The following is a 20396-nucleotide window of genomic DNA, read 5'->3' on the forward strand; positions in this document are numbered from 1 at the left end:
TACCCAACAAGGTAAATCTCATTTTAAATCCAAGGTAAAACGATGACTTTTTCAAACCAGCCGATATTGGTTAACGGCGATGCTTTACCATACGTCAAAACACTTCCTGATGATTCTATCGACCTGATATTGACTGACCCGCCATACTACCGTGTTAAATCCTGTTCATGGGACAGGCAATGGAAAACGACCGAACAATATCTAGCGTGGCTAGATGATTATCTTGTTGAATTCCAGCGGATATTAAAGCCAAACGGCAGTCTCTATCTGTTTTGTAGCTCAACGTTAGCCGCTGATACGGAAATTATGCTGAGAAACCACATGAAGGTGTTAAATCATATTATTTGGGCTAAACCTTATGGTCGTTGGACTGGATGCTCAAAAGAATCGCTACGCGCATTTTTTCCAAGCACTGAGCGAATATTGTTTGCCGAGCAGTACGGGGTAGAGGATACAGCAAAAAGCGAAGTGTTCGCCCCACTGATTGATTATTTCATCAACGCAAAAAATCAACTCAATATCACGGGCAAAGAAATTGAACAGTATATGGGAAGCTACATGCACCGGCATTGGTTCTCGTATTCTCAGTGGCAGCTACCGAACGAAACACAGTATGAACGTTTGCAACAATTCTTTTCACAAAAAGCAGCAGAGAAAAGGTTAGTGCCGTCTTTCTCCAAAAGTTACAATGAACTTCAGCGTGATTACGGTGAACTGACGAAAAGCTATGGCGATCTTAAGCGACAATATGAAAACTTGCGCCGACCTTTTTCTGTCACCAAAGACGTGCCGTATACCGATGTGTGGAATTTTCCACCCGTACTGTATTATCCCGGCAAACATCCCTGTGAAAAACCAGCCGCATTGCTTGAACACATTATTAACGCCAGTAGCAAGTCGGGACATACCGTAGCGGATTTCTTTATGGGATCAGGCTCAACGGTGAAAGCCGCAATTAAATTAGGTCGGCAAGCTATCGGCGTGGAATTGGAAACAGATCGATTTATGCAGACCAAAAAAGAAATAGAAAACCTCTCCCAATCATTACACCAATTGAAAGGCAGCATATACGAAGAAGGTTAAGGGTTTAATTGAAGAAGCTCAATTATTGTTAACTTTTTAAGGAAGCACAGTAGCGATCATTATGAACAACATAGAATTCATTGAAAATCATGTGGTAAATGAACTTGTTAAGCAGGGTTACGAGCAATCTGTAGCCAGAATCAGTGCAGATATCGCCGTGGAACATTATTGCCGAAATTCAGCGAGTACAAAGGGCAGGATTTTTGCAGATTGTCTACATGCTGCCAAAGTATGGGCTGGAAAGTATCAGCCTCAAATCAAAAGATAACGAGGAGTACCCCATGTGGATATTAATCCTGGCTATGTATGCCAGTCCTTACTCATCCAGTAACGTAGCCAGCCTTCATACACAGGAATTTGATACTGAAAATATGTGTCAATTCGCTGCTAAACAGTTTGAGCGGGAATTTGAGACTTTCAAGGATATCAACGCCAAAGCGATTTGCGTTAAAAAGTAATTCCCTCCTCCTGATGTTTTCTACAAATAAAAATAAAACTTCAAGTTAAGGAATTATTTTGCCTGCTTATTACAACGAAATTGACCCTTACGCGGCGCAATGGCTGCGTAATTTAATCGTTGCGGGTCATATTGCCGATGGTGATGTCGATGAACGCTCAATAGAGGATGTTAAACCCGATGACCTTAAACCCTACACACAATGCCATTTCTTCGCCGGAATGGGTGTCTGGTCATACGCATTGCGTAATGCAGGATGGCCCGATAACAAGCCAGTCTGGACAGGAAGCTGCCCTTGCCAACCTTTCAGCGCGGCAGGCAAAGGTAAAGGATTTGCTGATGAGCGGCACTTGTGGCCCGCGTTCTTTCACCTCATCCAGCAGTGCAAACCTGACGTTATTTTTGGTGAGCAGGTTGCAAGCAAAGACGGCCTCAACTGGCTCGACCTTGTACAAACTGACCTGGAAGCAGAGAACTACACCACAGCAGCGCTTGATTTATGCGCTGCGGGCTTCGGTGCGCCGCATATCAGACAGAGACTGTATTGGGTGGCCAACACCGACTTCGCGCGACTGGAAAGATGGCAGGGAATGCAATGCAGCAATCAAATCTCAATTGGGTCGTCTGGTCTGGCTGACGGGCTGGGGCACGCCGAAAGCAATAGACAGCAACGCTGGGGTGAGAGCGCCGAGATTGAAAAAGGACGGAAACCGCAATCGAATGTTGGAAGGGAGCTACCGCCAGGATTTGAAAGACATTCCTTACCTGATCAACAGTGCGCCCCCGTATCTGGAATTGCAGGAACCAACAGCTTGCCGACTAACGGCTTCTGGCGAAAGGCTGACTGGCTCTGCTGCCGCGATGGCAAGTGGCGGCCAGTTGAACCCTGCACATGCCCGCTGGTTGATGGGATTACCGCCAGAGTGGGACGATTGCGCGCCTACGGTAATGCCATCGTTGCGCCAGTTGCGGAAGAATTTGTAAGGGCTTATCTAGAGGCCAAACCATGAAACTTAACATCATCAAATTATTAATCACGACATTATTGTTTATCAGTGCAGCGTTTGCCTTCGAACTGATAGTTGGACATCTTGCGCATGCCAATACCATTATTGACCCACAAATTAAATTCAGGCATGGAGAATTAGGCGATCTTCGTTTAGGTGGACAAGAACTCCTGGTTATTGGTGTCATGATAGTTCCTGCTATCTTAATTTATTTTAGTGTATTCCTTGATGCCCTGAAGAAATAGTTGAAAATCAAAGGAAAAAATGCAAACAAGTAATGTCATAGGTATTTTATGCGGATTATTATAAAAAATAAAAAGGAAGTCGTTTGGTATAGAGATAACGAAAAAGGTGAAGGCATGGCATCAAAAGGATATATGAAGGACGGAACGCAACATGAAATTATATCCGCCCTGGAATATGCACTAGAACAGTCTAGAGCGGAGTTAATGTGCTGGAATGACAGATATAGAATGTCTGAGGGTAGCTGAGGTTCTTCCATTACGATAATTATTAAATTCAGAGTCCGTTGTCATAAGTATGTTGCATTGATGGGTACTATTTATAACAACAGTGTCACCTGTGTTTAATTGCATTCTTTTGTGTAAGAAATTCATTAATAATTAGTCCTGTATATAAACAGGGCTTTACACAGATCATCAAGTGGAATAAACTAAATGCGTGATCACATGTAAAACCTTGTCGTTTTATCTTCTATCCCTGATAGTTTTCCCTATCAGGGATTCCTATATATAGTGTTTAGCACTGAGAATATACACTATATGTCGTTATTATATTCTTGAGCAAAAAAAGATCGACTTACGAATTTTTAACTCCTCCCTGATGATGGTTTTTTCGTTTACGCCACCGTAATACTGACAAACTGAATACACAAAAATAGCACCCATTGAGGTGTTTTTTTTTGTTTTAGGGAAAGGGGATTAATAACATCAGGGAACGGGATAATTGATAACAATAATAACAAAGAGAAATCTTATGACTAAAACATTAAACCTTGAATTAAAACCTTCCAGAGTTAAACCAGGTACCGAAGAATATCCCCGTCAATATATCATCGTTAATCGTTTTGATTATTACAATGTTGTGGTAGGCGCTTTTTGACTCAGACGGCAAGTTTCTCTCTATTTCCAGGGTTGGGATAACGGCGATTATACCACTTTTAGACCAGGTGATTACGCTTACTGGGCGGTGTTACCTGCAAAAAAACCTGAATAAGCATTAAAAATAAGCCACCGCAATACTCACAAAAACAATCATCAAAATGGGTAAGGCGGCTGGCTCCCTGTTCAATTGTTAAACATGAGGTTAAAGTATGGACGAACGTATGGAAGTATTAGAAAGTAGAATAGGTGAATTGGAAAAACAGTTCACAGAGATGAATAAAGTGAACTACTGTACTAAATCAGAACATAGTGTTAATGCTATTCTTCAAAATGCTTTAGATTTAACCCATGTAAAAAAGGCTACATCCAATTTTAAAACAAATTGTAAAGTTACTTATCAACAAGCAGTCATAGACAAAGTCTTGGTAAAAGATAATTTTATATTAGAAGCTATTATAAATTAGCCATAAACAGGTTAGTTCTTTTTCACATCAACATGAAGATTCTTTATTCTGCTAGCTAATTCCGAAAAAGCTTCTTTTACTATCGGGTCTGAATTTTTTTCTGCAAAATCTTCCAGATTTGAAATTACGTTACTTTTAGTCGCAAAATTAGCAGTGTCTAGACTTGCTAATGTAATTGCTAAAGCTGACTGAATCGCTTCGATTTTTCTTGCTAAAATAACTAAATCAATGGCTTGATATGTCATATAAATCCTCACATCTAAGTTAATCAGCCATCCCTTAGATTGGTTACTCTGGGCTGAATTGAAAGTTTATCTCAAATATCTATTTGATGCTTTGAATTCTTTTTTGGAAAATTATCATGAAAAATTTATGCCCTCCTCTTTTTTAACAAATAATTCAAAGCAATGGAACCCTCAGTAGGAGGGTATATGCGCATGTCAGAAAAATATTCAACACCCGCTGCCTATCTGTGGGGCATCATGACCTCCATCGGTGGCGTTATAACAACGTTTTTTGATTTTTTAACCCTTGACCAGTGGGTTGCGGTGATGGGTATCGGCTGCACGATAGGGACATTTTTTATCAACGTGTACTACCGCAAAAAGGAGTACAGACTCAAAGAGCGTCAGTATGAAAATACCGAAAAAAATAGTGATGGCAACAGGGGGTAGTGCGGTGTTTTTAGCCTCAAGTATGATAACCCATTTCGAAGGATTAAGACTTAAACCCTATTTTGACGGGGGTGGTATTCTTTCTGTTTGCTACGGTCACACAGGCAACGATATTGAACGTAATCGTAAGTACACACAAAAAGATTGTGATAAGTGGCTTGATGACGATTTGAACGCCGTTAAGCGCTATGTTGACCCACTGGTTAAGGTGAGTATCAATACACTGACTCAAGCAGCCCTTTACTCATTTGCTTACAACGTGGGCGTGGGGAATTTTGGGAAATCCACACTACTCAAAAAGCTCAACGCTGATGACCGAACGGGCGCTTGTGATGAGATGAAGCGATGGGTTTATGTCGATGGCAGAAAGTGGAAAGGGTTAATGACCCGTCGAGAAATAGAGAGTGTAATATGTTATGGCGACCTCACGCATTTGTCGTAGTGATTATTGTTGCATTAATCTTATGGGCATCTTGGTTGTTGACGTCCTTAAACGAAGTCAGGTCATTGAATAAAAAACTCACCGTTGAACTCAATAACCAGATAGCCATTACGACTAATGCTTTTCAGTCAATGAGGGTAATCAATGATATTGCACGAATTAATAGTGAGACCCGTCAGCGTAAAGCAGTTGACTCTGAGGCAACACAAGCAGCAATTAAAACGCATGTCGTCAATCTGGACTGCGCCAGTCGCATTATCCCTAATGGCGCTGTTGTCGAGTTGCAGCAGCACACGAACCGAATACGTTCAGGCTCCTCACATTCCGATACCCCCTCACCTACTCGCTGACTGCTTGCCGCCAGCCATCACAGATATGATGACATGGCGTGATAGTCTGGTACTCAATGAGCAGTTACTGACAGTGATTGAGCAGTGTAATCTTGACAAACAGGCAATTAAGCGAATTGAAGCGCAGAGAAATAATAGTTGAGAACGAAAAGCAGACGGAATATCTACAGCAGTACATCAAAACACAGTGTCAATAGGAAAAATAAGTGAAAAAAATAATAGATAGCGTTAAGGAAACTTGGGTGCATTGCATTCTCTCTATGTTGATTTTTTCCGGTGTTGTTTTTAAAAATAATCCGTTTTTTAACGTTGGTGTTGCACTGGTTTGGTGTTTTATTGTATTGGCGGTAGCAATGTCAACCTTGAACATTAATTTTGTCAAAATACTTAATTTGTCTAGAGGTGAAGCTAGAGAAGGATTTATTAACTATGCAAAAAGAATTAGGCTGTGTCCCTTAATTGCTTGAGCTATAGTATCCATCTGTTTCTACGATACTTTGAATTATGGCTCGCTACGATCTTTCTGATGAAGCATGGGCAATCATTGAGCCCTTGTTGCCAACCGTTTTGACATCTTCGCGGGTCGGTCGGCCGTGGGCAGAACATCGCAAAATCGTCAACGGCATGTTCTGGATACTGTGTTCAGGCGCCCCATGGCGTGATTTACCTGAACGTTACGGCCCATGGAAAACCGTTTATAACCGTTTCAACAGATGGTCAAAGGATGGAACTATTAACATTATTTTCAATAAGTTGCTTTCATTTCTTGATGCTCATGAACTGGTTGACTGGTCAGCCATTGCGCTGGATGGCAGTAATATTCGTGCTCTCAAATGTGCGGCTGGTGCTCAAAAAAACATCCCGATATTACCGACGATAACAGCTTGGGTCGCTCACGAGGTGGTTATGGCACCAAAATCCACATGGCGACTGACGGAAGCGGCATCCCGCTAAACATCGTACTGAGTGCTGGGCAGGCTCACGAAAGCCTGTTCGCGCTACGACTCCTGGACGGCATTGGCGTGCAACGCCAGAACGGCAGCATGAAGCGTCGTGGTCATACGGTACTGGCTGACAAAGCCTACTCTGGGAATGCGCTACGTAACGAGTTGAAAAGAAAAGGGATGAAAACGGTTATTCCCCGAAAATCAAATGAAAAACTGGCTTCAGATGGACGCTCGCAACTTGATCGTGATGCTTATCGCCATCGCAACGTTGTGGAAAGGTGTTTTGGCCGTTTAAAGGAATATCGCCGGATCGCTACACGTTATGAAAAAACGGCAAGAAACTATCTAGCAATGGTGAAACTGGGCTGCATTCGCTTGTTTTACCGCCGATTACGCAATTAAGGGACACAGCCTAACAATCAAACAAATTTTAGCAAAATGCTGAATAAAGTTCTGATTTGCATTGAGTTCGTCAGTTTGGCTTATTGTGGTTGGATAGCGACAGGAATTATTTTTTTTATCACTATTTTTGTGATGAAAATGTCTGTTAAGTTTTTATCTCCCAGCGATGATAATTGAGAATGAGAAGCAGACGGAATACTTACAGAGTTATATCAAAACACAGTGTATTGGTTAGCTTTGATTTATTTTAAGCGTAAAAATTGTTTTATATCTGCAAGTTGTTTTAACAATAAAGTGTATGCCTCTTCAGTTCTGGATTTTTCATGTTTGAGCTGATTAAAAGTCGATTGATATTGACGAATTAAAGCATCGAAACGTTTCTGTTTTCTTTTAGATAACCGTCGCATTAAGCGGGTTATCGCGAATTCTGGTAAAAGGAATGCCGTAGTAAAACCCCGTTGTTCAAACCATGACTGCATATAATCGAAATAGTCAATTATGGGTTCAGCACGTTCATTAAACTCTTGTCTTTTGTCTCTACCAATGGCGTGTTTGTTACCAATATATAACCCTAGGAAAAATGTTAATAAACTAATCAGAGGTGAGTAAAGTTGCAGGATTTTTATCAAATCATTCATGAATATTGGTGGCTCCTTTATCCAATAATTACGTTTATTTTTGGCTTGCTATGTGGTGGTTTAACAGGTTGGCCACCATTCAGTTGGAAATAATTATTAAAGATTACCATTAATTTGAAATAGGTGAGCTATGTCTGAAAAAAATGCACCAGAAATTAGAGTAAGAATAAAGGCTGATGATAGTGATCTCATTAAATTAGAAGATCGCTTGGAACGTATTGCTAATTTGATGCAACAAATGGGGTCAATTAACGAAGAGAAAACATATCCAGCCAGTTTGCAAATGGCAGTACAAGAGGCTTGTAATATAGGTGCTCGAGAAGGCGCGAAAAAAGCAAGAGATAAACAAATCAATGATGAAAAAGAGACATCGATAAAATTATCAAAACTGTTTATTAGGGGTGTGTTTAAAGGCTATGCACTTACCGTTAATGGCAAGATACTCTCTAATCAGGAATCGACGGTTATAGAGAGTAAACCGCAGGAAATTCCACGTGTTAAGGCCTCTTTCATTGTGACTGATGAGATGATAGTTGATGCGCCTGATATATATTTAAAAGATTACATTTATCGGTCAGCAGAAGAAGTGAATGCTTAAGGAGGACTATGCCGCCACGTATTCCTCGTGCCTGTCGCAAACCCGGTTGTGCCAAGACAACAACTGAATGCAGTGGGTACTGTGACGCACATCGAAACCAAAGTTGGAAAGATTATCAACAAGGTAAAAGCCGTCATCAGCGTGGCTATGGTACAAAGTGGGATCATCTCCGTAAAAAAATATTAAAACGTGATAAATTTTTGTGTCAGGGATGTTTAGTTGAAGGGCGATTGATAACCGCAACCACCGTTGACCATATTCTCGCAAAAGCAACAGGCGGCAATGATGCAGAAAGTAACTTGCAAGCGTTATGTTGGCCATGCCATCGCACGAAGACCGCAAGAGAAAAGCGAGGGAGGGGCGGGTAAAATCGCTCCCTCTTTTACCTTTGGGAACCGCCGATTTGCCTTTTTTTACACCACCGCAGGTTAGAAAACCTTTTTATAGGTATCCCAATTGCGCGATTAATAGGAATTTTAAATTATGTCTGGACCCCCAAAAACACCGACACATCTACGTTTGATAAGGGGTAATCCTTCAAAAAGGGCAATTAATAAAAATGAGCCAAAACCCGAAAAAGGGGTTCCCCCAACACCAAAACACTTTAACAAGCAAGAACGCTACTGGTTTAAGGTTCTTTGCGAACGGCTAGATGCGATAGGCGTTATTACTGCTATCGATGGTATGGCTCTGGAATTGCTGGTTGGGGCGTATGTCGAATGGCGAAAACATCGAGATGTTATTGACAAAGAAGGCGAGACCTACAAGACAACATCCACTGACGGCAACGTCATGATCCGTCCACATCCGCAAGTTGCCATGATGGCCGATGCGTGGAAGCGCATTTGCAGAATGCAAGCTGAATTCGGCATGACCCCCGCTAGCAGGTCAAAAGTAAACGGTAAGGCTTCAAACGAAATAGATCCGTTTGTCGAATTTTTGAAAAGCAGGATAGACTAATGGCAAAAGTAGCGGAAGGCATTAGCTATGCACAACGCGCTGTGTCGGGTGATATCATCGCGTGTGAATATGTACGATTGGCGTGTCAACGCTTTTTGAATGACCTTGAGCATGGTGAAGAACGGGGTATCTATTTTAGCTTCCCCCGCGCACAACATATCCTTAATTTCTATCAGTTTGTGCCCCATGTAAAAGGTAATCTTGCCGGTCAAACTATAAAATTGATGGATTGGCATATTTTTATCCTGATCAATATTTTTGGATTTGTTATCCCTTTAGTCGATGAACAAACGGGGGAAAGGGTAATCCGTAATGATGGCAGTGGACGAGTCGTGATGGTCAGACGTTTTCGTACCGCCTATAACGAAGTTGCCCGTAAGAATGCCAAATCAACGCTTTCTTCAGGTATTGCACTTTATATGACCGGATCAGACGGCGAAGGTGGCGCAGAGGTTTATTCAGCCGCCACGACTCGTGATCAGGCTCGCATTGTCTTTGAAGATGCAAAAAACATGATAAGGAAGGCTAAACATACCCTTGGTCAATGTTTTGAGTTCAATAAATTAGCGATTTATCAAGAAGTCACCGCTTCAAAATTCGAACCACTATCCAGCGATGCAAATAATTTGGACGGGTTAAATATCCATTGCGGTATTGTCGATGAACTGCACGCACACAAAACGCGTGATGTTTGGGACGTATTAGAGACGGCAACAGGTGCAAGATTACAATCCTTGCTCTTCGGTATTACCACCGCTGGATTTAATAAAGAAGGCATATGCTACGAATTACGCGATTATGCCATCAAGGTTTTACAGGGGCAGGTTGAAGACGATTCCTTCTTTGGCATTATTTATACCCTAGACAAGAAAGATGATCCGTTTGACGAGAAGATGTGGCAAAAAGCCAATCCTGGATTAGGTATTTGCAAGCGATGGGATGATATGCGCCGCCTTGCAAAAAAAGCACAGGAGCAGGTTTCAGCTAGGACGAATTTTATAACAAAGAATGTAATATCTGCTAATTATAATGGATTAGCCGTCCTCGTGTTGTTTGTAAGATACTGATATAAAATAGATTATTCATTTTTTATTGTTCTCGTGTTTTTTCGTGTTTTCTGGTTTTTACACAACTCTGTGTATTGCAATGTGTATTGCAAATTGAAAAAAGGGCGCTACATGGCAGTCAACAAGCTCAGTGATAAAAAGTTAAGATCCTTACATGGTAAATTAAGCGAAAAACAACAAACTATTGCTGATGGTAATGGGTTAGCTATAAGAATAAGTAAAACAGGTACGATAAGTTTTGTTTTTTTCTTTCGCCTTTACGGGAGAAAGAGCGCGCCTATATGGTTAACATTAGGCAAGTACCCAGATTTAAGTTTAAAAGCCGCAAGGGAGCAGAGAGATAATTGTCGAATATGGTTAGCTGGGGGTAAAGATCCGAGAATACAAATCAAAATAACCAAAGATGATTTACTGAAACCTGTTACAGTCAAAGATAGCTTAGAATACTGGATTAATAATTATGCTCAAGATAAAAGAAAAGGCGCAAAATATATTCAAAGTTGTTTCATGAAACATATTTATTCCGATATTGGAGATATTCCATTGAATGATTGTTCGTTGTCTATGTGGGTTAACTGTTTCGATAGAATAAAAAAAGTTGCTCCGGTACAAGCAGGCGCAATGTTAAAAACAACAAAACAGGCTTTAAAATTTTGTAGGGTTAGAAAATATGCAATCAGCCATGAAATTGACGATTTAGATGTAAGTGATGTAGGAAAAAAATCAAATAAAAGAGAGAGAGTGTTAACAAAGGATGAATTAAAAGCGCTGTGGCATTATGTGAATAAAGAATATGATAATCATATTATCTCATATGAAAATAGAATTATTTTAAAATTTCTTATTGTCTTTGGTTGTCGTCTTTCTGAAATAATATTATCAACATGGGATGAATGGGACTTAGAAAATGATATATGGCGAGTCCCCCCTCATCATAGTAAAAATGGTAGAGAAATTATTAGACCCATTCCCTATAATTTTAAACAATGGCTATCACTATTAAACAAAGCAACTTGTAATAGAGAGAGGGTAATTGGTTTTAACATGCGTCAGAGTGCAGCCAGTATCAGCATGATAAAAATATGGAAAAGGCTTAATCATTTAGAAAAATGGACTCCACATGATATGCGAAGAGTAATCGCTACAAATCTTAGTGATAACGGATTTGAACATAATGTTATTGAACAATTACTTGGTCACACATTAACTGGTGTAGCGGGAATATACAATCGAAGTAAATATATGAATAGGAAAAGAGAAGCGCTTGTTTGGTGGGTAGATTATTTAAACGCATTATAAAAAGAAGATGGTTTTATGATACTAATATTAACTCGTGCTGAGATAGAAAATATGGATGAAATTGACCGATTAATTAAAGAAGAAGAATGTGAATGGTTAACTTCGCTAGGTAGAAATCATAGATATTATTTAGAAAAAAGGGGCAGATTTCCTTTAAAAATAAATATAGGACTACAAACCAGATTATACCGATTATCCGAAGTTCAGGCTTGGATAAAAGGCACATGGAAACCTGAATAACTAGAACGTATAAAAATTAAATGTCATGAATTGAACCCCGTTAATCGGGGTTTTTTTATTATGGAGAAGAAATAATGATAACGGTTAAATTTACTGAACCTACCAGAGAAGAAAGACAATTTATTTTAGATGAATATGGTCAAAAGTATGATCGCCGAATCAGGGAAGCCGAATGTAAGCAGATATCTGGTTTATCCCGTTCCCGTCGATGGGTGTTAGAGGAAGAAGGAAAATTTCCTAAGCGTATACCTATGGGAAAGAACTCCGTCTCATGGCTATTAAGCGATGTTCTATGGTGGGCACGCAATCCGCCAGAGGTGAAGAACGTGAATAATCCTTACAGCCGTCAATCTCACTGATGAGGGGAAAAGTCCCCTTTTTGGCAGAAAACCTAAAAAACCTGTATCACCTGTACCAATTACATTTAATCCGTTTAATATCAATTAGTTAATTAGGTATAGGTAGATAAAATACCTCTAAAAACCTATAAAGACCTGTAACAACTTAAAGAGGAAGTCGGTTAGAAAAAAATTCTTTCCTTTCCCTGGCAGGCAGTGATTACCGAAAGTCCCCTTTTTCTGACCAAGCAGCATGACTCACCGCTCAATTAATTAAATAAGGTTCAATATGAACATTCAAAACACGGTGAATAACCGTGAAGGGCTTCTTTATGCCAAAAATCAGGGGGGCGATATATTTAATCGCCTGAACAAGTCGACCTACAAAAAAAGTGTAGGTCACTACACAAAAAGTGTAGTTCAGAAATTAAACAACATGGGTGTACAAGCCATTAGAGAGGTGCGCACAAAAGAAAGCATTAAAAACAATAGGTTGATTCAATTTGTGCAGTATACAAAACAACCATCTAACCGCAGCTTAAAATACCTCATCTACTCAAATTTGAGTAGTGCAAAAAATAACCATTCATCATTAAGAGGAACGGTTAATAAACAAACAAAGCGAGTGGCTCATGGTCACTCAGAACATCAAGGAAATTTTTCTCTGATGATGAGGCTACCCGATAATATCGGGTTGGTTGGGTTGGCTGGATTGGCTCAGAAGCAATCAGCGGAATATGTATCTAAGCGATTTCAGCCTTTAGGGGGGGATGCCAAAGATTTTTTCACAAATTGGACGCAAAAGATCTCCTTCATTTTTTCCGCATGGGATCATTGATGGTGCACATGATTTGATAAATAACAAAACTACAAGTACAGCCAATATAATTAAAGGAATTTTATGCATCATTTACCCCTTGGATTCTAAGTTGATACCCCGTGATTTTAATTCTTTCCTTATTATTCGTTTAATCCAAGCTGAAACAGAAGCATCGCCGTCTTCTAATAATGCTGTTTTTATTCCTTGCTCCAATGGCGGTTCAACTCTTAGTGCTATTTGTTTATTTCCTTTTCCTGACATACTAATGGTTGACACTTGGTTTACTCCTATCTATACTTTATTTGTACACAAAGTGTATGGCATGTGTAGTAATAAAACAACGCCCCCGAATGGTATTCGTCGTACCACACGAGGGCTAACCACCAACGATAGATTATTTATCGAGGTAGCTATGTATAAATATACCTTCCTAATTGGAAAGGGTAAAACCCGTTTATCTGAAATTAACCCTATTCGTCTAATAAGTGTTCTAGCTAAAAGTGAAAATGAAGCTCGTCTCTTGGCTGGCAATCGTCATTTAGTCTTTGTTGCTCGTCAGGGGGTGGCTCATGCGTAATAGCCCATGCGCTACGCTCTATCCGCACCCTCTAGACAGATTAAGTGTCATAGCGACATTGCTTGAGACGATGGAATATTTATTTAACGACCCTCAGTCACAAGACATTGCTTTCGCCCTACTGGAATATGCCAGGGACTTGGCTAAATCTCGTCAGGATTTAGAGGAGGTGACATTATGAATAGCGCTTATGTCAATAATGACAATCTTCTTCACTATGCAACCATAACGGCATCTTTGCTTAATTGTATCAATCAGATAGCAGTAGAAAAGGATAATAGCCTAGCCTTTTATCTATCTGATTTAGTGTTTTTGGCGTCTGAAAGGGCTAATACCCTCGTGACCATGCTAGACATGGGTAAGGAGGGACAACATGTCTAATTTTGTCGCTATCCATAATCGGGCGATGCCTGTTGTGGAGTACCAAGGTAAGCGTGTTGTTACTTTTGCCATGATTGATAAGGCACATGATCGCCCTAAAGGAACTACACGAGTCGCATTTAACCGCCATAGAGAACATTTTGTCTATGAGGAAGATTATTTATCGATTCCAGTATCTCTAAAGTATCAATTAGATACTTTAGGAATTTCTGTGCCAAACAGGGGGCTAACGGTTCTAACTGAATCAGGTTATTTGTTAATCGTTAAGTCATTTCGTGATGAGCTTTCTTGGAAAATACAAAAAGAGCTAGTCAATGTTTATTTCCGCCGTAACACCTTAGGTGAACTCCGTCATGTTGATATTCCTTCGCTTGAAGAGTTAAGCCAGATGAAACCGGAGGAAGCGCAACATCTTGTCGTTAAGGCAGAGAAGGACTCTTATCTTGGTCATGGTAAGCCAGGCAGTGCAGCGATGACCCTACGCCGTAGAGAGCTTAAGCGCCTTCGTCCAGCCATCAAAACCGTTATTGAACTTTCCCAACTGTCTATCTGTGATTTAGGTGATTTCACCAAGGGGGTACATCATGGCTGATATTCAGCATTACCTCATAGCGGATAATTTACAGGCGATGAGCACTAAAGATCTAAGAGAAATGAAAGGTGCTTGTGAGGCAGGGTTTGATGGGATTATGTCAGGGCTAAAAGCCTTTGGTGAATGCGCATATTGGGCATGTAGCAATGAAAACTATGCCGATAGTCAGGCGAAAGCGGATTTATGCCGGATGAGTGAGGCGTTGATGTGCTTACCTAAAATTGCTCAGGCACTCATTATCAACGCAGAAAACGCCCAGTTCACACTCTATCAGCGTGAAGGATTCCCTGTATCGGAGGGCGTGAGATGAACATGACACAATATGACGAACAACCATTAATTACTTTTAGCGATGGCTATAACTCAGGGCGGGATAATACCTTTAACGCTAAGAATACACGGGCTTTTCTTAAGGGAAAAGTGAAGCCCCAATTTATAAGAAATCCTGGGATTAACACTTATGTCAGTGGCTCAAAGCACACAGGCACTAAGTCGAAAAAGTGTAAGCGCAAACAGGCTAAAAAAAGGAAGGGGTCAAGATGAGCTATAAAATAAAAACCATTGGCAAAAATGTATGCCTTACACATTTAAACGAACAGGGGCATATTGAAAAAATAACGATTCCTGTGGCGGATATCCCTAATCGTGTTAATGAGGGTCATTGGGATGATGACCCTAAGTTAATCCTGAAATTAATCGATGAATACTGGAAAAAAGACGATTTTAACAAAGCCGATGTGATCACGTCCGTACGCTGTGTTATTTCGGCTATTTTCGTTATGCAATGCAACGTTAAAAATGGTCAGCCTTACTACACCCATAAAAACTATCACCTTCCTATTTTTCTGGCGACTGAACGCATGGGCATGGAGAATAATATTGAAGGCGCTTTTTATTCTAGGGAGACCAAGGAAGACGCAGAGCAATATATTCTGACGTTTTATCGAAACATGCTAGAAGTCAGTAATGCTAAGTGTTTAAAACTTTCCTTTATGGGGCAAGAAATTTTAGCCCAACTCCATAACCTATTTATCGATGATGTGCTTAACGGCAATGTTCAGCCCGTTGCTGTGGTGCATTAAGGGGGAAAGATGACATTAATCACTTTAAACTTTCGCCTGAATGCACGGGCTAACGCTTTTGCTAAGGCAATCTATCAGGATGTAAGAGCAGAAAACGGCGGAGACTGGTTTACCTTATACACCGAAGATGACGCTATTCATGTTGATATTATCGACGGCGTAAAAGGGATTCGGAAGCTGGTTGATACTTATGCATTAAAACCGTTGAAAGATGAATACAAATCTTGGGAATCTGTCGCTGAACAAATACTTGACCTGTGCGTTGAGAACGGCAAGTTGTCAGGGATGGGGCTTGATATGTGGGTTGACATGATGAATGACATGGCGGATAGCGCTGCTGCTCAGGAGGATAAATCATGAGAAATATTGATTTAATCCGTCAGGTTAAGCAGCAGGCCACAGGACGTTGGCAAGGTATATTAGCATCACTGGGGGCAGAAGTCCCCTTGAATCGTCATACCGCTTGTCCAGCTTGTGGGGGTAAAGACCGCTTTCGCTTTGATGATAAGGAAGGTAACGGCACATTTATCTGTAATCAGTGTGGTAGTGGTGACGGACTGGATTTAGTGAGACGGTTATTTAATGTTGATGTCACGGAAGCGGCTAAGGAAGTGGCTAAGGTTATTTCAATACCTGTCCAAAAAGAAACGACTATATCAGATAAACCGCCTTTAACGGATGCTATTAAAAAATCCGCAAAGTTATTAGAAGAAGCCACATTAGGTCAATCTCAGTACTTAATACTCAAAGGTCATACCTGTTCAGTTAAGCTATTAAAAGATGGCTCGATGATATTACCCGTAAAACAGGGTGATAAATTACTGGGTGCTCAGATTATCAGAGCTAACGGTGAAAAGCGCTTTATCTCAGGCACAAAGAAAAAAGGTGGCTATATTCCCGTCGTTGATTTCACTGGAACGCCCGATACGGTGTTAATTGCCGAAGGATATGCAACCGCTTTAACCGTGAGCCAGTTGCATGAAGGCGTGGTACTGGCAGCGCTTGATGAAGGTAATTTATTACCCGTTGCTACATGGGTCAGGAAGCATTACCCTCAATCAAAAATCATTATTGCGGCGGATAATGATGTTAAGCCCGATGAAGCCAATATTGGCAAGATTAAAGCGGAGAAAACCGCAAAAGTGGTTAATGGTTGGGTCACCATACCGCCAACCAAAGAAAAAGCTGATTGGGATGATTACCGTCAGCAACATGGGATTGAGGCAGCAAAACAGGCGTTTATAGAGGGGGCGTATCAAGTTGAGCCTGACAAGCAAAAGACGGGTAACAATCTTTCTCAAATGGCAGACAATGAAAAAGCCTTGTTGCTGGCTGAACGTTATGAGGGGATCGCTGTACACAGTGATAGTAAGGTATTTTATCGCTACGTATCAGGGATATGGGAAAAAATTTCCCACCTTGATCTGGCTCGTGAAATGGGCAATATCTATTGTCAACATAACACCAACTTTAGCAACCGAGCGGTTAATAATGCGGTGGAGGCATTGAAAATTATTGTCCCTAAGTTGGGTAAGCCTTGTAACGATGTTATTCCTTTTGCTAATGGTGTCTTTAATATTAAAACTAAAGTATTTTCACCACACCAGCCCGATAACTGGTTATTAAATCACAATGGGATTGAATATAGACCCGCCCCACCCGATGAAAATTTACGGGATCATGCTCCACATTTTCATAAATGGTTAGATCATGCTGCTAATCGTGACCCGTATAAAATGAAACGGATTTTTGCAGGGTTATATATGATTTTAGCTAACCGCTATGACTGGGAACTGTTTTTAGAAATTACAGGAATAGGCGGAAGCGGTAAAAGTGTTTTTGCCCAAATAGCCACTTTACTCGTAGGTGAAGATAATACCGGAAGTAGCAATATGGCCGCTTTAGATACCGCGAGAGGGCGAGCACAATTCGTTAGTAAACGATTGATCACCCTCCCCGATCAACCGAAGTACATAGGAGAAGCCACGGGAGCAAAAGCCATAACAGGCGGTGATTTAATTGAAATTGACCCTAAATATGAACATCAGTATAGCACTGTAATAAGAGCCGTTGTTATTGCAACAAATAATACCCCTATGATATTCACTGAACGTGCAGACGGTGTAGCCCGTAGGCGAGTGATATTCCAGTTCAATAACAAGGTAAAAGACGAAGATAAAGATTCTAGGTTAGCGGAAAAGATTTCAAGTGAGATCGCTGTCATTGTACGTCGATTGTTGGCAACTTTTGATGATCCAGAAGACGCAAAAGCGTTATTACTTGAACAAAGGGGATCAGGGGAAGCGATAGAAATCAAACGGGAAAGTGACCCCCTCATCGATTTTTGCGCCTATCTCATTACATTAGAAGCTGCTAGCGGTATGTTGATGGGGAACGCCAATATTTACCCGCCAGTGCCAAGGAAATATTTATACCATGCTTACACGGCTTATATGCAAGGGAACGGTAATAAAAACGCCTTGAGTTTAACCGCCTTTGGACGCTCGATTAATAATGCGCTTAAAGAACTGGGTAAAAGGTATATTAGAGAAAGAACAAAACATGGATATAGAACAAATCTGGAATTAAATGAAGTGGAGGCCGAAGATTGGTTGCCAAGTGTACCTTAACATAAATTATAGACACCGTAATATCAAACCAGCATCAGCCAATACTAAACAAACAACGCCAGCCAGTAAAAGGCTGGCTTTTTTATCTGCCTACCAGGGAAAGGAAAGAATTTTTTATTTAAGTCGCGTTAGACAAAAAATAGATGCGTATAAAACTTTTTGGTAAAAACTGTTCATACTGTTCACCAATTCAATAAAAGATATATATATCAATAAATTATGTGGTGAATAGTTTTGTGTTAAGTGTTCACCACTGTTCACCCTTTCAATAAAGTGTTCACCTTTTTATGGATTGCTTTAGTTCAGGCAATAATAGTATAACGTATTGATATATAATATATTTATTTGCAATCATTAACAATCAAAACACTTTTTATTAAATATTAATAAACACTTCCATCTTTTATTTTTCTTACAAGATTAAAAAATTATTTTATTAACCAACTTAAATAAATATTAATTTTATTTATAAATAAATTGAAGTTAGAAAACTTTTTGTTCATTACCCCTCCCATAAAAAGGTGAACAGTGGTGAACACTTGGTGAATAGTTTTAAGTTAAGTGTTCACCCTTTAATTTATTGATATATATATCTTTTATTGAATTGGTGAACAGTATGAACAGTTTTCCAGTTTTTTTTAATTATATAAAACGCACGCTAAAATATTTTTATTTTTTTCTCTGACATGAGAAATATTATTAAATAAATTTTATCTTTTCGAAAGAGAACAAGGATCATCATAAAAAATTCTTTCTTTTTCCTGGTAGGCAGTGATTACCGATTGTCCAAAATAGCTCATGATGTTTTCACTAAAACGGGTGCAACCCTTATTAATGTTTTAATAAATAATTAATGTAAAGTTATGTAAATTATTGGTTCTCATGTTTTCTCATCTTTTTTGCCTTCCTGTGAGGTTGTTTCCTGTTATTTTTCATCATGTTAAATTGAGGTTCCTGATTCATGCAGGTGTATTTTGAAATATTCATGGTTACTAAAAGCGGTTAAGGTTTATATCACCTTCCCTTAGCTGCTTTTTTTCTGCATGTTCAGTCAAGACAATCACTGCATGCAGGAGCCAACCTTGAAAAGACTACTTGAATTACGTCAGCAAAAAGCCGATTTAACGGCACAAATGCGATCAATGCTGACATTAGCAGAAACAGAAAAACGAACACTGACCGAAGATGAAGCTAAAAACTTTGATGCGTTGCGTCATCAGTCGGAAACCCTCAATACTGAAATCGCCCGTTATGAAAGTCTCGCTGATGAAGAAAGAACATTAGCGGCAAAGCCTGTACAAAAAGAACAGGGAAATGATGCATTAAGGCATTATGTTTTGACAGGGGAAACACGCGGGCTTTCGACTGGGGTTCCGGCTGATGGTGGCTATACCGTTATCCCTGAACTGAATAAACAGATTATGCAACGTCTCAGTGATGAGTCCGTCATGCGTAAAATCTGTACTATCAAGACCACTCACAGCAACGAATATAAGCAACTGGTGTCTGTTGGTGGTGCCGTGATCAATCACGGTGAAGAAGGCAAAGCCAGAACCGAAACCGCTACCCCTAAACTGGAAGAAGTGAGTATCAAGTTATTTCCTGTCTATGCCTATCCCAAGACAACACAGGAAATTCTGGATTTTAGTGATGTCGATATTTTAGGCTGGTTGACCCGTGAAATCGCTGACACCTTTGTTGATACCGAAGAAACCGATTTAGTCAGTGGTAACGGTACAAAGAAAGCAAAAGGATTTCTATCCTATCCCCGTGATACGAAAGCCGATAAAGCGCGTAGTTTTGGCACATTGCAAAAGCAGGAAGTGACCAAACTGGAAGCCGATAGCCTGATTGACCTGAAATTCACGCTAAAAAATAAATACCGTAAAAATGCTGTCTGGGTGATGAACTCAAACACCGCTGCCAAAGTACAAAAATTGAAAAATGGCAATGGTGATTATATCTGGCGTGAACGGTTACAAGTGGGTGATCCTGATAGTCTGTTGGGTTTATCGGTTCATTACCTTGAATTTATGAATGATGATGTGATAGCGCTGGGTGACTTTAAACGTGGCTACACCATTGTTGACCATCAGACAGGCACCCGTACACGACCTGACAATATTACTGAGCCTGGCTTTATCAAAATTCATACTGATAAATATCTCGGTGGTGGATTAGTCGATTCCAATGCGATTAAAGTGCTTGAGGTTAAGGCATAACG

General features: G+C 40.1%; 34 protein-coding genes and 1 pseudogene. 31 read left to right on the top strand and 4 right to left on the bottom strand.

Translation table 11 applies throughout. The features are described from left to right. The first annotated feature begins 42 nt into the window (after positions 1-42). From ArsFIN_RS15395 to ArsFIN_RS15415, 5 genes are all read left to right on the top strand, one after another. On the top strand, positions 43-1083 hold the full coding sequence (locus ArsFIN_RS15395) for a DNA-methyltransferase (RefSeq protein ID WP_026824092.1): 1041 nt from the start codon (positions 43-45) through the stop codon (positions 1081-1083). 281 nt (positions 1084-1364) lie between these two features. Beyond that, entirely contained in the window at positions 1365-1541 is a 177-nt protein-coding gene (locus ArsFIN_RS26495; RefSeq protein ID WP_167876702.1) for a hypothetical protein, read from the top strand. Positions 1542-1599: 58 nt separating this feature from the next. Next, positions 1600-2550 (top strand): DNA cytosine methyltransferase, encoded by a 951-nt coding sequence (locus ArsFIN_RS15405; protein ID WP_407061990.1) that lies wholly within the window; start codon positions 1600-1602, stop codon positions 2548-2550. Further along, positions 2547-2792: a hypothetical protein gene (locus tag ArsFIN_RS15410; protein ID WP_135677841.1), complete on the top strand. Its 246-nt coding sequence runs from the start codon at positions 2547-2549 to the stop codon at positions 2790-2792. Before ArsFIN_RS15405 ends, ArsFIN_RS15410 begins: the two co-directional genes overlap by 4 nt. 48 nt (positions 2793-2840) lie before the next feature. Further along, positions 2841-3038, top strand: coding sequence for an immunoglobulin domain-containing family protein (locus tag ArsFIN_RS15415; RefSeq protein WP_135677840.1), 198 nt, complete (start codon positions 2841-2843; stop codon positions 3036-3038). Here ArsFIN_RS15415 and ArsFIN_RS15420 read toward each other — a convergent pair. After that, on the bottom strand, positions 2994-3164 hold the full coding sequence (locus tag ArsFIN_RS15420; RefSeq protein WP_135677839.1) for a DUF1883 domain-containing protein: 171 nt from the start codon (positions 3162-3164) through the stop codon (positions 2994-2996). The genes ArsFIN_RS15415 and ArsFIN_RS15420 overlap by 45 nt on opposite strands. Before the next feature lie 379 nt (positions 3165-3543). Between ArsFIN_RS15420 and ArsFIN_RS28280 the strand changes: the two genes are divergently transcribed. Together ArsFIN_RS28280 and ArsFIN_RS15425 are read left to right on the top strand one after the other, a co-directional pair. Continuing rightward, the gene (locus ArsFIN_RS28280) at positions 3544-3669 is read left to right on the top strand and encodes a hypothetical protein (RefSeq protein WP_276489389.1); all 126 of its coding nucleotides are present in this window, start codon (positions 3544-3546) and stop codon (positions 3667-3669) included. Positions 3670-3880: 211 nt separating this feature from the next. After that, a complete protein-coding gene (locus tag ArsFIN_RS15425) occupies positions 3881-4135 on the top strand; it encodes a hypothetical protein (RefSeq protein WP_135677959.1) in 255 nt (84 codons plus the stop codon). Between the two features lie 11 nt (positions 4136-4146). Here ArsFIN_RS15425 and ArsFIN_RS15430 read toward each other — a convergent pair whose 3' ends face one another. Beyond that, the gene (locus ArsFIN_RS15430; protein ID WP_135677837.1) at positions 4147-4380 is read right to left on the bottom strand and encodes a hypothetical protein; all 234 of its coding nucleotides are present in this window, start codon (positions 4378-4380) and stop codon (positions 4147-4149) included. 186 nt (positions 4381-4566) lie between these two features. Here ArsFIN_RS15430 and ArsFIN_RS15435 point away from each other — a divergent pair, with 186 nt between their 5' ends. The 6 genes from ArsFIN_RS15435 to ArsFIN_RS15455 all read left to right on the top strand — a co-directional run bounded on the left by ArsFIN_RS15435 (position 4567) and on the right by ArsFIN_RS15455 (position 6950). Continuing rightward, complete coding sequence (locus tag ArsFIN_RS15435; protein ID WP_135677961.1) at positions 4567-4809, top strand: phage holin family protein; 243 nt, start codon at positions 4567-4569, stop codon at positions 4807-4809. Continuing rightward, positions 4769-5251, top strand: coding sequence for a lysozyme (locus tag ArsFIN_RS15440; protein ID WP_135677963.1), 483 nt, complete (start codon positions 4769-4771; stop codon positions 5249-5251). The genes ArsFIN_RS15435 and ArsFIN_RS15440 overlap by 41 nt, the downstream gene beginning before the upstream one ends. Further along, a complete protein-coding gene (locus tag ArsFIN_RS27605) occupies positions 5221-5601 on the top strand; it encodes a hypothetical protein (protein ID WP_246067253.1) in 381 nt (126 codons plus the stop codon). Before ArsFIN_RS15440 ends, ArsFIN_RS27605 begins: the two co-directional genes overlap by 31 nt. Beyond that, on the top strand, positions 5516-5743 hold the full coding sequence (gene lysC, locus ArsFIN_RS29165) for an Rz1-like lysis system protein LysC (RefSeq protein WP_425322472.1): 228 nt from the start codon (positions 5516-5518) through the stop codon (positions 5741-5743). The genes ArsFIN_RS27605 and lysC overlap by 86 nt, the downstream gene beginning before the upstream one ends. Before the next feature lie 64 nt (positions 5744-5807). Beyond that, complete coding sequence (locus ArsFIN_RS15450; RefSeq protein WP_135677965.1) at positions 5808-6068, top strand: hypothetical protein; 261 nt, start codon at positions 5808-5810, stop codon at positions 6066-6068. Between the two features lie 37 nt (positions 6069-6105). After that, positions 6106-6950 (top strand): IS5 family transposase gene (locus ArsFIN_RS15455; RefSeq protein ID WP_135677415.1). Its coding sequence is split into 2 segments (ribosomal slippage): positions 6106-6451 and positions 6451-6950, totalling 846 coding nucleotides; the frame shifts between segments, so codons are not numbered across the junction. A 242-nt stretch (positions 6951-7192) separates the two neighbouring features. Here the strand turns inward: ArsFIN_RS15455 and ArsFIN_RS15460 are convergent. Next, the gene (locus ArsFIN_RS15460; protein ID WP_135677967.1) at positions 7193-7588 is read right to left on the bottom strand and encodes a hypothetical protein; all 396 of its coding nucleotides are present in this window, start codon (positions 7586-7588) and stop codon (positions 7193-7195) included. A 130-nt stretch (positions 7589-7718) separates the two neighbouring features. Here ArsFIN_RS15460 and ArsFIN_RS15465 point away from each other — a divergent pair, with 130 nt between their 5' ends. From ArsFIN_RS15465 to ArsFIN_RS15495, 8 genes and pseudogenes are all read left to right on the top strand, one after another. Next, a complete protein-coding gene (locus tag ArsFIN_RS15465; RefSeq protein WP_135677969.1) occupies positions 7719-8186 on the top strand; it encodes a hypothetical protein in 468 nt (155 codons plus the stop codon). 8 nt (positions 8187-8194) lie between these two features. Next, complete coding sequence (locus tag ArsFIN_RS15470; protein ID WP_135677546.1) at positions 8195-8554, top strand: HNH endonuclease; 360 nt, start codon at positions 8195-8197, stop codon at positions 8552-8554. Between the two features lie 115 nt (positions 8555-8669). Beyond that, positions 8670-9146 carry a phage terminase small subunit P27 family gene (locus tag ArsFIN_RS15475; protein ID WP_135677583.1) on the top strand — a complete coding sequence of 159 codons (477 nt, stop codon included), beginning with the start codon at positions 8670-8672 and terminating at the stop codon, positions 9144-9146. Then, positions 9146-10159 (top strand): annotated as a pseudogene (locus ArsFIN_RS26500) (terminase large subunit); the annotation flags it as partial. The gene ArsFIN_RS15475 and the pseudogene ArsFIN_RS26500, both read left to right, overlap by 1 nt. A 165-nt stretch (positions 10160-10324) precedes the next feature. Then, entirely contained in the window at positions 10325-11512 is a 1188-nt protein-coding gene (locus tag ArsFIN_RS26505) for a tyrosine-type recombinase/integrase (protein WP_034250440.1), read from the top strand. 15 nt (positions 11513-11527) lie between these two features. Beyond that, positions 11528-11752, top strand: coding sequence for a helix-turn-helix transcriptional regulator (locus ArsFIN_RS15485; RefSeq protein ID WP_026824086.1), 225 nt, complete (start codon positions 11528-11530; stop codon positions 11750-11752). Positions 11753-11826: 74 nt separating this feature from the next. Continuing rightward, positions 11827-12111, top strand: a complete 285-nt coding sequence (locus ArsFIN_RS15490; protein ID WP_026823957.1) for a helix-turn-helix transcriptional regulator — start codon at positions 11827-11829, stop codon at positions 12109-12111. Between the two features lie 268 nt (positions 12112-12379). After that, a complete protein-coding gene (locus tag ArsFIN_RS15495; RefSeq protein ID WP_135677670.1) occupies positions 12380-12928 on the top strand; it encodes a hypothetical protein in 549 nt (182 codons plus the stop codon). 72 nt (positions 12929-13000) lie between these two features. On the opposite strand, the gene ArsFIN_RS15500 is transcribed toward ArsFIN_RS15495, so the two are convergent. Further along, positions 13001-13186 carry a hypothetical protein gene (locus ArsFIN_RS15500; RefSeq protein ID WP_135677669.1) on the bottom strand — a complete coding sequence of 62 codons (186 nt, stop codon included), beginning with the start codon at positions 13184-13186 and terminating at the stop codon, positions 13001-13003. Positions 13187-13232: 46 nt separating this feature from the next. Between ArsFIN_RS15500 and ArsFIN_RS27610 the strand changes: the two genes are divergently transcribed. The 10 genes from ArsFIN_RS27610 (at position 13233) to ArsFIN_RS15550 (ending at position 20394) form a co-directional block, all read left to right on the top strand. Then, on the top strand, positions 13233-13487 hold the full coding sequence (locus tag ArsFIN_RS27610; RefSeq protein ID WP_246067170.1) for a hypothetical protein: 255 nt from the start codon (positions 13233-13235) through the stop codon (positions 13485-13487). After that, on the top strand, positions 13480-13668 hold the full coding sequence (locus ArsFIN_RS15510; protein ID WP_135677668.1) for a hypothetical protein: 189 nt from the start codon (positions 13480-13482) through the stop codon (positions 13666-13668). Before ArsFIN_RS27610 ends, ArsFIN_RS15510 begins: the two co-directional genes overlap by 8 nt. Beyond that, positions 13665-13868, top strand: coding sequence for a hypothetical protein (locus ArsFIN_RS15515; RefSeq protein WP_026824155.1), 204 nt, complete (start codon positions 13665-13667; stop codon positions 13866-13868). The genes ArsFIN_RS15510 and ArsFIN_RS15515 overlap by 4 nt, the downstream gene beginning before the upstream one ends. Next, positions 13861-14460, top strand: a complete 600-nt coding sequence (locus ArsFIN_RS15520; protein WP_026824154.1) for an ORF6N domain-containing protein — start codon at positions 13861-13863, stop codon at positions 14458-14460. Before ArsFIN_RS15515 ends, ArsFIN_RS15520 begins: the two co-directional genes overlap by 8 nt. Continuing rightward, positions 14453-14770, top strand: coding sequence for a hypothetical protein (locus ArsFIN_RS15525; RefSeq protein WP_135677549.1), 318 nt, complete (start codon positions 14453-14455; stop codon positions 14768-14770). Before ArsFIN_RS15520 ends, ArsFIN_RS15525 begins: the two co-directional genes overlap by 8 nt. Further along, positions 14767-15003 (top strand): hypothetical protein, encoded by a 237-nt coding sequence (locus ArsFIN_RS15530; protein WP_135677550.1) that lies wholly within the window; start codon positions 14767-14769, stop codon positions 15001-15003. The genes ArsFIN_RS15525 and ArsFIN_RS15530 overlap by 4 nt, the downstream gene beginning before the upstream one ends. Continuing rightward, positions 15000-15542: a hypothetical protein gene (locus ArsFIN_RS15535; protein WP_135677551.1), complete on the top strand. Its 543-nt coding sequence runs from the start codon at positions 15000-15002 to the stop codon at positions 15540-15542. The genes ArsFIN_RS15530 and ArsFIN_RS15535 overlap by 4 nt, the downstream gene beginning before the upstream one ends. Before the next feature lie 9 nt (positions 15543-15551). Beyond that, positions 15552-15902, top strand: coding sequence for a hypothetical protein (locus ArsFIN_RS15540; RefSeq protein ID WP_135677552.1), 351 nt, complete (start codon positions 15552-15554; stop codon positions 15900-15902). Further along, a complete protein-coding gene (locus ArsFIN_RS15545) occupies positions 15899-18172 on the top strand; it encodes a primase-helicase zinc-binding domain-containing protein (protein ID WP_135677553.1) in 2274 nt (757 codons plus the stop codon). The genes ArsFIN_RS15540 and ArsFIN_RS15545 overlap by 4 nt, the downstream gene beginning before the upstream one ends. Before the next feature lie 1082 nt (positions 18173-19254). Then, the gene (locus ArsFIN_RS15550; RefSeq protein WP_135677554.1) at positions 19255-20394 is read left to right on the top strand and encodes a phage major capsid protein; all 1140 of its coding nucleotides are present in this window, start codon (positions 19255-19257) and stop codon (positions 20392-20394) included. Positions 20395-20396 lie beyond the last annotated feature (2 nt).

It is taken from the genome of Arsenophonus nasoniae (genome assembly GCF_004768525.1).
In the GTDB taxonomy this organism is placed as follows: domain Bacteria; phylum Pseudomonadota; class Gammaproteobacteria; order Enterobacterales; family Enterobacteriaceae; genus Arsenophonus; species Arsenophonus nasoniae.

Bases quoted from the DNA above. Each gene is read 5' to 3' on its own strand.
- ArsFIN_RS15430 (WP_135677837.1), bottom strand. From the start codon at position 4,380: ATGACATATCAAGCCATTGATTTAGTTATTTTAGCAAGAAAAATCGAA.
- ArsFIN_RS15535 (WP_135677551.1), top strand. From the start codon at position 15,000: ATGAGCTATAAAATAAAAACCATTGGCAAAAATGTATGCCTTACACAT.
- ArsFIN_RS15520 (WP_026824154.1), top strand. From the start codon at position 13,861: ATGTCTAATTTTGTCGCTATCCATAATCGGGCGATGCCTGTTGTGGAG.
- ArsFIN_RS15415 (WP_135677840.1), top strand. From the start codon at position 2,841: ATGCGGATTATTATAAAAAATAAAAAGGAAGTCGTTTGGTATAGAGAT.
- ArsFIN_RS15545 (WP_135677553.1), top strand. From the start codon at position 15,899: ATGAGAAATATTGATTTAATCCGTCAGGTTAAGCAGCAGGCCACAGGA.
- ArsFIN_RS15460 (WP_135677967.1), bottom strand. From the start codon at position 7,588: ATGAATGATTTGATAAAAATCCTGCAACTTTACTCACCTCTGATTAGT.
- ArsFIN_RS15490 (WP_026823957.1), top strand. From the start codon at position 11,827: ATGATAACGGTTAAATTTACTGAACCTACCAGAGAAGAAAGACAATTT.
- ArsFIN_RS15525 (WP_135677549.1), top strand. From the start codon at position 14,453: ATGGCTGATATTCAGCATTACCTCATAGCGGATAATTTACAGGCGATG.
- ArsFIN_RS15495 (WP_135677670.1), top strand. From the start codon at position 12,380: ATGAACATTCAAAACACGGTGAATAACCGTGAAGGGCTTCTTTATGCC.
- ArsFIN_RS15465 (WP_135677969.1), top strand. From the start codon at position 7,719: ATGTCTGAAAAAAATGCACCAGAAATTAGAGTAAGAATAAAGGCTGAT.
- ArsFIN_RS15485 (WP_026824086.1), top strand. From the start codon at position 11,528: ATGATACTAATATTAACTCGTGCTGAGATAGAAAATATGGATGAAATT.
- ArsFIN_RS15435 (WP_135677961.1), top strand. From the start codon at position 4,567: ATGCGCATGTCAGAAAAATATTCAACACCCGCTGCCTATCTGTGGGGC.
- ArsFIN_RS26495 (WP_167876702.1), top strand. From the start codon at position 1,365: ATGTGGATATTAATCCTGGCTATGTATGCCAGTCCTTACTCATCCAGT.
- ArsFIN_RS15440 (WP_135677963.1), top strand. From the start codon at position 4,769: ATGAAAATACCGAAAAAAATAGTGATGGCAACAGGGGGTAGTGCGGTG.
- lysC (WP_425322472.1), top strand. From the start codon at position 5,516: ATGGCGCTGTTGTCGAGTTGCAGCAGCACACGAACCGAATACGTTCAG.
- ArsFIN_RS15470 (WP_135677546.1), top strand. From the start codon at position 8,195: ATGCCGCCACGTATTCCTCGTGCCTGTCGCAAACCCGGTTGTGCCAAG.
- ArsFIN_RS15420 (WP_135677839.1), bottom strand. From the start codon at position 3,164: ATGAATTTCTTACACAAAAGAATGCAATTAAACACAGGTGACACTGTT.
- ArsFIN_RS27605 (WP_246067253.1), top strand. From the start codon at position 5,221: ATGTTATGGCGACCTCACGCATTTGTCGTAGTGATTATTGTTGCATTA.
- ArsFIN_RS27610 (WP_246067170.1), top strand. From the start codon at position 13,233: ATGTGTAGTAATAAAACAACGCCCCCGAATGGTATTCGTCGTACCACA.
- ArsFIN_RS15515 (WP_026824155.1), top strand. From the start codon at position 13,665: ATGAATAGCGCTTATGTCAATAATGACAATCTTCTTCACTATGCAACC.
- ArsFIN_RS15475 (WP_135677583.1), top strand. From the start codon at position 8,670: ATGTCTGGACCCCCAAAAACACCGACACATCTACGTTTGATAAGGGGT.
- ArsFIN_RS28280 (WP_276489389.1), top strand. From the start codon at position 3,544: ATGACTAAAACATTAAACCTTGAATTAAAACCTTCCAGAGTTAAACCA.
- ArsFIN_RS15425 (WP_135677959.1), top strand. From the start codon at position 3,881: ATGGACGAACGTATGGAAGTATTAGAAAGTAGAATAGGTGAATTGGAA.
- ArsFIN_RS15510 (WP_135677668.1), top strand. From the start codon at position 13,480: ATGCGTAATAGCCCATGCGCTACGCTCTATCCGCACCCTCTAGACAGA.
- ArsFIN_RS15540 (WP_135677552.1), top strand. From the start codon at position 15,552: ATGACATTAATCACTTTAAACTTTCGCCTGAATGCACGGGCTAACGCT.
- ArsFIN_RS15410 (WP_135677841.1), top strand. From the start codon at position 2,547: ATGAAACTTAACATCATCAAATTATTAATCACGACATTATTGTTTATC.
- ArsFIN_RS26505 (WP_034250440.1), top strand. From the start codon at position 10,325: ATGGCAGTCAACAAGCTCAGTGATAAAAAGTTAAGATCCTTACATGGT.
- ArsFIN_RS15395 (WP_026824092.1), top strand. From the start codon at position 43: ATGACTTTTTCAAACCAGCCGATATTGGTTAACGGCGATGCTTTACCA.
- ArsFIN_RS15530 (WP_135677550.1), top strand. From the start codon at position 14,767: ATGAACATGACACAATATGACGAACAACCATTAATTACTTTTAGCGAT.